This is a genomic window from Pseudomonas alloputida (assembly GCF_021283545.2).
GTDB classification, from domain to species: Bacteria; Pseudomonadota; Gammaproteobacteria; order Pseudomonadales; family Pseudomonadaceae; genus Aquipseudomonas; species Aquipseudomonas alloputida.
Map to the genome: position 1 here is coordinate 3595209 of NZ_CP128540.1, position 12014 is coordinate 3607222.

Annotated in this window: 9 protein-coding genes; 2 read left to right on the plus strand and 7 right to left on the minus strand. The window is 61.7% G+C overall.

What is annotated here, in order from left to right:
• Window positions 1-7: 7 nt before the first annotated feature.
• Window positions 8-1141, minus strand: coding sequence for a MexC family multidrug efflux RND transporter periplasmic adaptor subunit (locus LU682_RS16545; protein ID WP_049586198.1), 1134 nt, complete (start codon window positions 1139-1141; stop codon window positions 8-10).
• Window positions 1142-1235: 94 nt separating this feature from the next.
• Here LU682_RS16545 and LU682_RS16550 point away from each other — a divergent pair, with 94 nt between their 5' ends.
• Window positions 1236-1802 carry a TetR/AcrR family transcriptional regulator gene (locus LU682_RS16550; protein ID WP_010953725.1) on the plus strand — a complete coding sequence of 189 codons (567 nt, stop codon included), beginning with the start codon at window positions 1236-1238 and terminating at the stop codon, window positions 1800-1802.
• Window positions 1803-1860: 58 nt separating this feature from the next.
• On the opposite strand, the gene LU682_RS16555 is transcribed toward LU682_RS16550, so the two are convergent.
• The gene (locus tag LU682_RS16555; RefSeq protein ID WP_010953724.1) at window positions 1861-3114 is read right to left on the minus strand and encodes a PucR family transcriptional regulator; all 1254 of its coding nucleotides are present in this window, start codon (window positions 3112-3114) and stop codon (window positions 1861-1863) included.
• Window positions 3115-3352: 238 nt separating this feature from the next.
• On the opposite strand from LU682_RS16555, the gene LU682_RS16560 reads away from it, so the two are divergent.
• Complete coding sequence (locus LU682_RS16560) at window positions 3353-4222, plus strand: phytanoyl-CoA dioxygenase family protein (protein ID WP_010953723.1); 870 nt, start codon at window positions 3353-3355, stop codon at window positions 4220-4222.
• 116 nt (window positions 4223-4338) lie between these two features.
• Here LU682_RS16560 and LU682_RS16565 read toward each other — a convergent pair whose 3' ends face one another.
• From LU682_RS16565 to LU682_RS16585, 5 genes are all read right to left on the minus strand, one after another.
• Entirely contained in the window at window positions 4339-5301 is a 963-nt protein-coding gene (locus LU682_RS16565; RefSeq protein WP_010953722.1) for a WD40/YVTN/BNR-like repeat-containing protein, read from the minus strand.
• A 10-nt stretch (window positions 5302-5311) separates the two neighbouring features.
• On the minus strand, window positions 5312-7726 hold the full coding sequence (locus LU682_RS16570; RefSeq protein WP_010953721.1) for an efflux RND transporter permease subunit: 2415 nt from the start codon (window positions 7724-7726) through the stop codon (window positions 5312-5314).
• A gap of 8 nt (window positions 7727-7734) precedes the next feature.
• Window positions 7735-9321 (minus strand): DUF1302 domain-containing protein, encoded by a 1587-nt coding sequence (locus LU682_RS16575; RefSeq protein WP_051122558.1) that lies wholly within the window; start codon window positions 9319-9321, stop codon window positions 7735-7737.
• 85 nt (window positions 9322-9406) lie between these two features.
• Window positions 9407-10828, minus strand: coding sequence for a DUF1329 domain-containing protein (locus tag LU682_RS16580; RefSeq protein ID WP_010953719.1), 1422 nt, complete (start codon window positions 10826-10828; stop codon window positions 9407-9409).
• A gap of 472 nt (window positions 10829-11300) precedes the next feature.
• Window positions 11301-11948, minus strand: coding sequence for a hypothetical protein (locus LU682_RS16585; RefSeq protein ID WP_079732584.1), 648 nt, complete (start codon window positions 11946-11948; stop codon window positions 11301-11303).
• Window positions 11949-12014: the final 66 nt, after the last annotated feature.

Consider the following 12014-nt stretch of genomic DNA (forward strand, 5'->3'; position numbering starts at 1 on the left):
CCTCGCATCACTGGGCGGCAGCCGTTTGTTTCTGCGCAGGCGCAACGGGCATACCGGGGGCCAACCCTGCGGGGCTGCCGACGATCACCTGATCGCCCGGCTCCAGCCCCTCGGTAATCTGCCAGCGCGAGCCTTGCATCACGCCGGTGCGCACCGCGCGTGCCTCGGCGATGCCATTGGTGGCGACCAAGACCCGCGCCTGGCCGTCGCTGCCTCGCTGAACCGCACGCTGTGGGACCAGGATGGCGTGGTTGTCGGTGCCTTGAGGCGTGCGCACGCGCACATACATGCCCGGCAGCAGCGTGCCGTCCGCGTTGTCGAAGCGCCCCCGCAGGATGACCTGGCCGGTACCGCGGTCCACACTCACATCGGTGAACATCAGCTCGCCCGAGCGCTGGAAGTCGGTGCCTTCCACTTGCGCGGTCAGGCGCTGGCTGTCGGCCGAAAGTGCGCCGTCCTTCAACGCTTGTCGCAGGCGCAGTGCGTCAGCGGCAGACTGGGTGAAGTCGATGTAGATCGGGTCGAGTTGCTGGATACGCGCCATCAGCGTCGCCTCCCCCTGCCCCACCAACGCGCCTTCGGTGGCCAACGCACGGCCAATGCGCCCGGAGATCGGCGCGGTGACGGTGGCGTAGCCCAGGTTCAGGCGTGCGGCCTGCACGTCGGCCTGGGCAGAGCGCACCGCCGCACCGGCACTGCGCAGCTCGGCGGTGGCGCTGTCGAAGTCCTGCTGGCTGACCGCCTCGATCTTGACCAGTGGCTCATAACGCTTCACCCGCGCCTGGGCCTCCTGCTGCACGGCCTGGGCTCGGGCCAGGTCAGCCTCGGCACGGGCCAGTGCGGCCTTGAACGGCGCCGGGTCGATCTGGAACAGCACATCCCCCGCCTTGACGTCAGCCCCTTCCTCGAAGCGCTTGTGCAACACGATACCCGGCACCCGCGCCCGCACCTCGGCGACGCGCATCGGCTCGACCCGGCCCGGCAGTTCAGCCGCCAAGGCGACCTGCTCGGGCGCCAATGTCACGATTTCCACCGGGTAGCTCGCATTGGCTGCACCGTCCTGCTCTGCTGCGGGCTCACACCCGGCCAAGGCGATCGCCATGGCCAATGCGCCCACCCTTATCGAACCTGTCTTGCCCATCACACACCCGAACCTAGATTGAAAACGGGGCGGATGCTACTTTTCAAACCCACATGAGTCAATATTGTCTCATTAAAATCATAAAAGACTCTTAATGACCCCTTCAGACTTTCCACCTTCAACGCTTCCCGCCAAGCTGGTGAATGCCCTGTATGCCGCTGCCGCCTTGCGACCCAGAGCGTCCATGGGCGAGCTGGCCGTGTTGGCGGGCATCAGCCGGGCAACCCTGCACCGTTACTGCGGTACGAGAGACAACCTCGATAGCCAGCTCGAACAGCACGCCAAAGACACGCTCATGCATATCCTCGACAACAGCGGCACGCTGGCCTGCCGCGAGCCCCTGGCCGCGTTGCGTCAGCTGATTCATGCGCACCTGGCCCAGGGTGAACTGATCGCTTTCCTGGCCTCCCGTTACCCTGTGCACATGAGCGTGCAGCACGACCTGCGGTTTTATCTGGAAAGGCTCGATGCGTTGTTTGCCAGCGGCCAGCGACAAGGCGTATTTCGAGCGGATGTCACCGCGGCGTTGCTGACCGAGATGTTCGTATCGCTGTTGCATGGCATGGTCGACGCCCGCCAACGGGGGCGCGCGCCAAGAGAGTGTGCAACGGTGCTGGAGAGCGCGTTTCTACAGGGCATTGCCACGCGGGCGCCCTATTGAGCGCCCGCGCAGGGCAACAGCCGTGAAGACCTATTGCGTCAAAGGAAGGGAATGAACGCTATTGCTCGGCGTCATCGAGCGGCGTGCTCCAGATCACCAGCTCAAGGGCAGCGGCGATCTGGATGCGATGGTCGGCAAGCGGGATAGGCAGCAGGTCCTGGGCGCGCTCCAGCCGGCGCAGCAAGGTATTGCGATGGGTACCCAGCACCTCGGCGGTCTGGGTGATGTTGCAGCCATTGGCCAGGAAGGCGTGCAACGAATGCTGAAGCACCGTGGGCTCGGTCGCCAAGCGCCCCAACGTGCTCAAGACGAACTGCCTGGCCGCGCGGGCATCCTGGGTCATCAGCGACACCATCCTCACCTGATCGATCGTGGCAACGGCGGGTGAACCCGCCAAACGGCCCATCAACCGCTGGGTGGTCAAGGCTTCCAGGTGCGAGCGCCGGAAGCCATTCATCCCCGCGCCCGCCGAACCGATTGCCGCGCGTATCTTCGGAAATTGCCGGGCGACGTCCTGCAGCAGGTTCAGGTCCAGCGGCTTTGCCGCATTGCTCCAGGCCCACAGGGTCGCAGGGCCCGCGAATACGATCAGCGGCGCTACCGTGCCCGTGAGCTGCGCCAGGGCACGCGCCATGTCTTCCAGGGGGCGAATCTCGGCGTCCGGGGTTTCGCTCCAGACGAGGCAGGCATGGTGCCTCTGAGCCAGGCTGTAGCCCAGTCGCCTGCCGAACTGCTCCGCGTCCACATCCCTGCCATCGAGCAGCCGGCTGACCAGGCTGCGTTTATCGATAGGGTCGTCATGGGCCTGGGCGCTTTTTTCTTCGAGGATGATCTGCGTCACCACGCGCATGTTGCTGTCGATGAATTCCGAGATCGACCGCGACGAGACCTCCAGGAATTCCTCGAGCACCGCGGGATCCTGCGTCAGGCTGAAGGCCATCTTCATCCACAGGTCCCAGGCTGCGTTCTGTGTCGACCTTGCAACATTCATCAGCAGTTCGGACAACCCCCTGCGGGCGAGCTCCCTGGCCGTGTCCACCATGTCAGCAGACACATAGGGCTCCACCGGCTCCCCAGGGCGCTGCAGGTTGGCATTGGCCCAGTGCAGCAACTCTGCCCGGTTGGCGCGCCGGCACGCCGCGAGGATGACCGGGTCCTCCAGCAACCTGGCATCTTCGGGCGAAGAGAACAGTGACTGGTTCAGGCGCTCGACCCACTCGGCTGGCAGCGCCTGAGCGAGTTCGGCGCCTTTGCGCATAAGCTCGCGAACGGTTTCCGAGGGGCGTGGCCAGGGCGACGGCGTGCTGGTCATGGGCGGTGCAAATCACTCAAAAATCGGCTGGAAAATGGTGCAGTTCGTACCTTGGCGCAGGGCCAGTGGAAACCTAGCATGAACTCACTGCCTGAACAAAAAATACAAGGAGGCACCGTGACGCTTCATGTCCCTTTTTTGGGTTTAGCGCAGTGGCAAGCAGGCCTGTTTCCTGATGCCCGTTGATCAAACGTCAACCCGCCTGCGCAACCGTTCCTTTCAATCTGGAGTGTTCTCAATGTCAGCCTCTCGCGACGCCACGCCAAGCCTGCCCGTGGTAACCCGCTCGACTTCCGCGCAAGAGATTGCGCTGCTGAGCGACCAAGCAGGTGCGGTAATCATCCGCAACTTCATGACCCCTGAACAAGTCGTACGGATCAACAACGAACTCGACGCCCCCCTGGCCGCGCTCGATGCCGGCTCCAGGCACGAGCACGAGCTGATCGCCGAGTTCCATGGCCATCAGACCAAACGGCTAACCAACCTCGTCACCCACAGCAAGACCTTTCGTGAGGAAGTCCTCGATGACGACCTCTTCCACGAACTGGGGAACGTGCTTTACGCCCCGGAGTCCGGTGACTGGTGGCTGACCACGGCCCAGTTGATCGAAATCGGCCCAGGCAACAAAGCGCAAATGCTGCACCGTGACATGATGCAGTACCAACCGTTCGTGGCCATGAACAAACATGCGCCACGCGCCATCACCAACCTGATGCTGGCGCTGACCGATTTCACCGAGGAAAACGGCGCCACGCGCTTGATCCCCGGGAGCCAGGACTGGGATGACTTCGACGATGTCGGCACCCCAGAGATGACGATTCCTGCCCTGCTCAAAGCCGGGGATGCCGTGCTGTTCGGCGGCAAGGTCGTTCACGGTGGCGGGGCCAACGTGACCACCGACTATTACCGTCGCGGGCTGACCATCCCGATGCAGGCTTCGATAATCACGCCTGAAGAAGCCTACCCGTTGATCGTGCCGCTCGAGCTGGTGCGCACGCTTTCTCCGCGGGTACAGAAGATCCTCGGTTTCCGCTCCCAATACCCCAATGGCAGCCCTGGCCTTTGGCAACATAACTACGCAGACCTGGCGGATTACCTTCAGCTCTAGCGTCCAGCGTTGACTTGCCTGGGCCTGAAGGTGCCACGACCACCCATTCGCCCAGGCAAGAAAACAGGCCAGGCATCGGTTTGCGATGCCTGGCTTCTGAGCGAGTGGCCAACCCTTCACTCCTGGTAGGGCATTACCCCTCGGCGTGAAAACAATACAGGTACACCTTCGGCGTTGAACAACGCCGCCGTCAGTGAAAGGCCATCCGCGGTCTGCGTTTCCTGGAAACTGTGCCCGCCATCGCTGCTCTGCACGCTAAGCCCATCCAGCCCGACCGCCAGCACACGAGAGCCGGCTACCGCTACGCAAGTGACAGAGCCCTTGCTTTGCGTTGGCACTCGGTGAAAGCCCTTGCCGTCCGCTGAACCCTGCAACAGGGTACCGCGCTGGCCGCCCAGCAGCAGACGTCCATCGGCCAGTACCGCGCCTGCCCACAGGGTGCCTTCGTAGCCAGTATCCAGGTAACGCCAGTTTTTACCCTGGTCCTCGGAATGCAGTACCTGCCCATGCTCGGCCGTGGCGTACAGCGTGCCGCGGCTGTCGGCAAACAGCCCCATCAGGTTGAGGTCGGCCCGCTTGGCCCCCGGCGGGGCCTGAAGCGGCTGCTCGGACCACGTCTGGCCCCCATCCTCGGTAGTCAGCACCAACGACCAGAGGCCTACCGCAACACCCTGACGGGCATTGAAGAAGTGCACCGCGAACAGTGGCCGGTCTTCTTCGGTGGCCAGGCGCTGGACCTGCCAGGACTCCCCGCCATCGGTGGTGATCAGGATCGCGCCCCAGTGGCCAACCGCCCACCCGCGTTTGGCATCCACGAAAGACACGCCCGTCAATGGTGTGGACAGCGGTACCGAACTCGCCTGGCGCCACTGCAGGCCCTGGTCGTCGGACAACAACACGACACCGTGGTCGCCCACGGCAACCACGCGCGCACCGGCCCAGCCAGCGGCCAACATGGTGGCCTGCGTGGCATTGCTCGCCTGTACGGCCGGCACGGCCTGCAACGGCGCGGCCTGAAGAGACATCAGCGGCAATGCTGCTGCGAGCAAGGCCGCGGTGAATGAAACCCTGAACTTCATGCTTCTCTCCTCAGTGCACCAGCGCGCCGATCATGCGCACAGGGCGCTTACGTGGGAATACCCGCTCCAGCCAGACCGCGAAGGCCGGCAGCACGGTCATGGCCATGACCATGTTGACGATGAACATGAAGGCCAGCAGCTTGCCCATGTCGGCCTGGAACTTGAGCTCCGAGAACGCCCAGGTAGCCACGCCCACCGCCAGGGTAATGGCGGTGAAGATCGTCGCAACGCCCACCTCGAGCAATGCGTGCTCGACCGCCTTGGTGATCGACTGGCCGTGGGCCAGGTGCAGTTGCAGCCGGTTGTAGATGTAGAAGGCGTAGTCGACACCAATGCCCACGGCCAACACCATCACCGGCAAGGTAGCAATGGTCAGGCCGATCTGCAGTTCCTTCATGAACCAGTAGCCGATGAAGGTGCCGATGGTCAAAGGCAGGCAACAAACCAGCACTGCCCGCAGGTCGCGGTAGACGGCGAACACCAGCAGCGCGATCGCGGCATAGACATACAGCAGCATGGGAGTTTCGCTCTTCTCCACTTCTTCGTTGATAGCGGCCAGAACGCCGGCGTTGCCCGAGGCGAGGCGGATCGACAGGCCAGGCTGCGGATAGTCGCTGCGAAACGCCTTGGCGGCGTCCACCACTCGGTTGATGGTCGTGGCTTTGTGATCGGCCAGGTACAGGTGCACCGCCGACATGCTGCAGTCGGTACGCACCAGCCCGGGCGTGCGCGCCACCTCGGTGGCCAGCGCGGCATAGTTCATCGGGTCGATGGGCACCGCGGCCATTTTGGGATTGCCTTCGTTGTACCCCTCGTTGAACTGACGCATGTTGCTGGAGAAGGAGGCCACCGACAGCACACCGGGCACCCCCTGCATGGCCCAGACGAAGCGATCCTGGTACTGACCCGCCGCGACATCCTCGCAGGCCGCCGCCTCGCCTTCACCAGAGGCCCCCTGGTTGGCTTCGAAAACCACGCTGAGCCAGTCGAGGCCAATGTCGTAGCTGGTGGCGATCGAGACCGCATCGCGATTGAAGCGCGAGTCCTCACGCAACTCCGGCGCACCCGCCTGCAACGAGCCGACGACCCGGTCGTGGCTTTGCCAGATCGCCACCAGGAACACCACCAGGGCCACGCCAAGCACCCACTGTGCGTTACGCCACTCGGCGAGCCGGGCCAGGCCTCGCAGCCAGCGGGTACGGCGCTGCCGGGAAACTTCCTGGGCAGCCGCATAGCGATCGTCCACCCGCAGCATGGAGGCCAGCAATGGCAGCATCAGCAGGTTGGTGATGATCTTGTAGGCCACACCGAGGGAGGCCGTGATGGCGACTTCTCGTACCATCGGGATAGGAATCAGCAGCAGCGTCACGAACGACACCAGTGCGGTCACCAAGGCCAGTGTTCCCGGTATCAGCAAGCCGGTGAAGCTCGAGCGCGCCGCCTCTTCGGCACTCTTGCCGATAGCGATCTCGCGCACGATGAAGTTGATTTGCTGCACGCCATGGGAAACCCCGATGGCGAACACCAGGAAGGGCACCAGCACCGCCAACGGGTCGAGCCCGTACCCCAACAGGCGCAGGCTGCCGAACTGCCACACCAGCGAGGCCAGCGAACAGACCAGCGCCAGCAGCGTGAAGCGCAGTGAGTGGCAATACCAGTACACCGCCCCCGCGGTCAGAAGCAACGCAAGCAAACAGAACTCCAGTACGGCTGAAGCACCGTCAGCGATGTCGCCGATCTGCTTGGCGAAACCGATGATCTGGACTTCGAATTCGCCATCCTCGAATTGCTGGCGGATCTCTTTTTCCAGCCTGTGGTTGAACGCCACATAGTCCAGGTGGGCGCCATTGGTGCCGTACTCGTTGAGTTCCACCGTGATCATCGCGCTGCTCTGATCACGGGAAACCAGCGTGCCGATGAAACCACCCTGGGCAGTGGAGTTGGCGATCGTCGCGATGATCTGGTCATCCAGGTGATCGGGAGAAACCGTACCCGGTACCAGTGGATCAGCGCGAAAACCTTCTTCGGTGATTTCGTTGACGAAGGCATTGGGCGTCCACAGGGACCGCACACTGCTGCGCGACACTCCAGGAAGGAAGGTCACTGCCTGGGTGACGTCATACAGCCGCTTCAGGCCCGGGGCGCTCCATATATCGCCCTGTCGGGCCTTGACCACGATGGTCAGCCGGTTCGCTCCCAGCAGGTCGTTGCGGTAGGCCTCGAATGTCTTGATGTATTCGTGGCCTAGCGGCAACTGCTTTTCGAAGCCAGCATCCATGCGCAGTTGCACGGCGAACCAGCCCATGATCAGCGTGAACACCGCCAGGCTCGCCAGCACCAGACGACGATGCCCGAACAACACACCCTCGACGCGTGACAACAGGCCACGTGCCGGGGCTTCAGATAGCTTTACAGAACCGTTCACGGCAGGCCTCACAAGGTGCGGGAAATCGCGATGCCGACATAATCGCGGTCACGATAAAGCTGGTCGTAGGGGGTTTCGCCGCCCATGAACTTCGCGTAGTTGAGGGAAATCTGCCAACTGGCCGGGTTTCGTACGAAATTCAGGTACAGGTTCATGCTGCTCGCGTCTTCGGTGAAGGTGGCGCTCAGGTTCGGCGTTCGCCCGCCAAGCGAGCGCGAGTAGAAGACGCCGGGCGTGACCTGCCAGCCCGGCAGCAACGTGCCGTCATAGGTCAGGCTGAAGTCCAGGTTGATGCCCGACGAGGTCTTGTCGCCACGGGACTTGGGCGCTGTCGCAGGATCCAGTTGCCAGGCATTGAGCCCTGGGGCGAGTGGTTCGCCATTGACCTCGTCATGCAGCCCGGGGTACTTGATGACCACCAGTTCCGATAGCAGGGTGCCCGTGCTGGCCCCGGTGAAATCGAGCAGCGTCGGGGAGTTGGACGGCGTGAAGCTGTAAAGGCCGGTGAGGTGCCACTGGAATTTCTTTTCGTCTTTCCAGCATTTGCCCCCATTGCTGGAACACAGGTCGACGACAGGGTTGAGCATGACCGAATCCTTCGGCCGGTAAGAAAGCTCCGTACCGACTGCCCAGTCACCGATCGGCATGTTGGCACTGACGCCATACATCATCCGGTTTTCCTGGTATTCCCAGGTGGGTGCCGCCGCGAACGTGTTCGGGTCAAGAATGGCGACGCGCAACGACGGCAACTTGTCGTGATAACGCATCACGTAGAAGCCATAGTTGATGTCGCTGTCTTCCGGCTGCCAGCGCAGCGAAAGGCCCCACTGGCCGCTGTCGCGGGCGTCCTTTTCGGAGAACCCGTAGTCTCCCCTGCCCTCGCCCAGTGCGTTGGTGTTTGACCAATAGCTGCCCACCGGCGGCAACTCGCTCTTGTTCCAGCGGAACTGATAGTAGGCCTCGACGTTGACACCCGAGCCAAGGCCTGACGCAACACTGAGCATCGGCGCGGGCAGCACGGCCTCCTTGAGTTGCACGCCGGGGCGCGCCAAGGCCTGGTAGTCGTAGGCGTTGGTGTTGTTGATGCCACCGGCCACGAACAGGCTCTCGCCCCAGTTGATCACCTGGTTGCCCAGGCGCGCACGGACCCGCTGCCCACCCACGTCGAAGCCTTTGCTCACCCACAGGTCCAGCAGGCGGGCCTTGAAGGCGAGGTCGTCGCGGGCGTCGTCACTCAGCCCGTTGCTGCCGACGCTCTCTGGGGTATTGAACGACAGCGTGCCGGTGGTATCGGTGGCCGCGAAGTCGCGGATCCAGGTGCCACGCGCCATGAAGGTGACGTCCTCGGGCATCTTGAGCAACAGCTCATGGGTGCCCTTGAGGTAGTTGGTGAACATGTCGCCGCGGTCGTAGTTCAGGTCGCCCTGGTCCGCCACACCGGAGCTCTGCGCCAGGCAGCCGGAGGGCACGTTGTGCCCGGTCGGCCCCTGGTTGATCAGGTTGCAGCCCCGCGACTCCGTACGCAGGCCCATGCCTGCGGTGATGGTGGAGTCGAAGGAACCATTGAGGGTTTCGGTTTCAAAGGTGAACCCCATTGCCAACGGGGTTGCGCACACGATGACAAGGCCTGACGCTTTCGTAATTATTTTTTTCATGCTGGCTCTCGATCTGACGTCGGTTTTAGCGCTCGCTGATGGCTCGCAGGTTATCCGAGGTGAAGAAGTCGCGCTTCAGGCGAGGGTTGCCACTGTCTTCGGTGATCCAGCGAATATCGTGTTTGCCTGCCCCGATCGAGGTCATGTCGAAGAGGTAACGACCATCGGCCAAGTTGTACTGGACCTGGGCCTGCACGTCGCAAGCGCCGGTCTCGTAAACGGGAATCGAGAACCCTTCACGCACCTTCCAGATCTGCCCTTGCTTGTCGAAGTCGACGGCCAGCAGCGGGTTCCAGCTGTCCTCGTCGATGTAGAACATGCGCTTGGGCGCCTGGTGGCGCATGCCTTGGCGGACATTGGCCTCGACCACCCAGACGCGATGCAGCTCATAGCGACGCGACTGCGGCGCGATCGAGTCGTTGCCGGCGAACGCTTCTACCTTGGCGGCGGTGTCGTAGGCCCCGAAATCGTTGTAAGGTACCAGCAGCTCCTGCTTGCCGATCAGCTTCCAGTCGAAACGGTCCATGGTGCCGAAGAAGACGTTTGCCTCGTCCACGGTGTACTGGTTGTCCAGGCCGATCTGAGGCGCGTCGTAGGAATATGAGGGCATACGGCGCACGCGACGCTGGCCAGGGAAGTAGTAGAAGGTCGTGGCCTGCTCGCCGGCCACAGCCGTTTGCACGGCGGACTGACCGGCCAGCGCAGCGGGCGCCAGATAGTTGAAGAAGGTCGCGTTTTCCAGGCGGCCGTAGGACGAGAAAAGCGCACTGCCCTTCTTGCCCCAGGGGGTCAGGAAGAAGGTGTCGGTCGACTGGCGCAGCCATTCCCCGCCCTTGCGAGGAGAAATACCTGAAATGCTCCGGGGGATTTCCACGCCAACGCCGCGATAGCGCAGCTTCATGTTCCACATCACCTCTGCACCGGTAGTGGGCATCGGGAACGGGACACCCGGAACATGGGCTTCTTCAAGGGCGACACCGGAAGCATCAAGCTTGGCGAAACCCACGTTCTGCCTGGTGTTCTCGGCCACGAAATCCGGCGCGCTGCAGGTACGACGGGTCGGGTAGACATCCATGCGATAGCCTGGGACTTTCTTGAACAGTTCGAGCTGCCCAGGCGACAGCTTGCTCGCATGCTGTGCCACATTGTTCGAGTCGATGTTGTAGAGGGGCTTATCACCCTTGAACTTCCAGTGCTCCCCTCGTACCTGGCCGTAACTCCATCCTGCCCCCTGCTGCCCTGGCTGTGCCCAGGCTGGAATATCGCCGCTAGAACTGGCGGCGCTCTCGCCCCCCAGCGGCGTCAACTTCGAACCCAGCGCCTCCGCCCCCTGGGGCGCAGCCTGTACCGAACAGATCGCGGTCGAGGCCGCAAGGGTAACCAGCAGCTGCCTGAAAATACGGCGGGCGGATACGACACTTTCCGACCGTGCAGTGACTTGTTTCATTGGAGGATCCTCAAACGAAGGGCTTGGACCGGCTGCTCGACCCTTCGGGTGGAAAGATCGGCGCCTACTACATCCTGATCAAGCGACATGATCAACTGACCATGTCATGTGATCAACACGCAAGCCACATGCCAGAATGCGTCATAGGCGGATTACGCTAGAGAAATCAGCGAGTTGAATTTATTTATCGACTAATGCGTGCCTGGCGCCTGCACATTATTGGGAAGTAAGGAAACATGTGTTACCAAAAGATGCCTTTTAATAGTGCGCCACCTAAAGGTCTACCACTGCCACACTGAACCCTAACTATTTTTCGCTTATCCAGGCCCATGACTGACGCGAATGATTCACCCATAAAAAAACCGCCCCTAGGGGCGGTAAAAAAGCAGGCTTTCGCCCGCCATGGAGTAACAGCAGATATCAAACTACACATCCCGTCTGCCATTGAACAGCCCGTTAACCAACCCGCAACTTAACTGGGATGAAGCATGGCATGCGAGGGCAATTTCCTTGAGCGCTGAAGTGCCCCATAGGCATAAAACAACTGCACAATCGAATAGGACCAGGTCAGGAAGGCACAGCTCATGAAGATCATCTTGGTATCATCCCCCGGGATCGGGAAGAAGTCATACCGCAGCGCGATCGTCAGCCCCGCCGCCCCTCCCAGCAAGGTGGCCAGCGCGTGCAGCGACTCGCCGGCACGTACCAGCCGCCAGATAAAGTAGACCAGAAACAACGTGTACAACGACCACATCAACACATAGAAATAGGGCAGCAACTCTTTAAAGCTCGTCGACAGGTAGTAAAGGGCAGTCGCGGCAAACGCGGCCAAAAACAATATCACGTCCTTCACCGGCGACGGCTTATAATTATGCGTCACGGCCATCAACCCGAGCGTTGCAATAACCGGCACGCCGACCCCGCGGGAAAACGCATCCAGAAAGATGGCGACTTTATAATTGGCTTGCCACCCCGTGGCGATGAACGTCGTAAAGTTTGTTGCGGAAATACCGACAATCAAGAACTCCACGCCCAACAAATAATTCTTGCGCCTGATAAATGCAACACCATAACCCAAGCCACTCATCACCAGCAGCACGCATGCGATCAACGCAAACAAATCTATGAGTTCCACGATAACAGCCTCTGTCAAAAGGGTCGCGCCGTAGTTCTGCACATACGGGCA

What these genes read in the sequence shown, in the direction of transcription:
- LU682_RS16545 (WP_049586198.1), bottom strand. Translation starts at nt 1,141, where the DNA reads ATGGGCAAGACAGGTTCGATAAGGGTGGGCGCATTGGCCATGGCGATC.
- LU682_RS16560 (WP_010953723.1), top strand. Translation starts at nt 3,353, where the DNA reads ATGTCAGCCTCTCGCGACGCCACGCCAAGCCTGCCCGTGGTAACCCGC.
- LU682_RS16555 (WP_010953724.1), bottom strand. Translation starts at nt 3,114, where the DNA reads ATGACCAGCACGCCGTCGCCCTGGCCACGCCCCTCGGAAACCGTTCGC.
- LU682_RS16575 (WP_051122558.1), bottom strand. Translation starts at nt 9,321, where the DNA reads ATGGGGTTCACCTTTGAAACCGAAACCCTCAATGGTTCCTTCGACTCC.
- LU682_RS16550 (WP_010953725.1), top strand. Translation starts at nt 1,236, where the DNA reads ATGACCCCTTCAGACTTTCCACCTTCAACGCTTCCCGCCAAGCTGGTG.
- LU682_RS16580 (WP_010953719.1), bottom strand. Translation starts at nt 10,828, where the DNA reads ATGAAACAAGTCACTGCACGGTCGGAAAGTGTCGTATCCGCCCGCCGT.
- LU682_RS16565 (WP_010953722.1), bottom strand. Translation starts at nt 5,301, where the DNA reads ATGAAGTTCAGGGTTTCATTCACCGCGGCCTTGCTCGCAGCAGCATTG.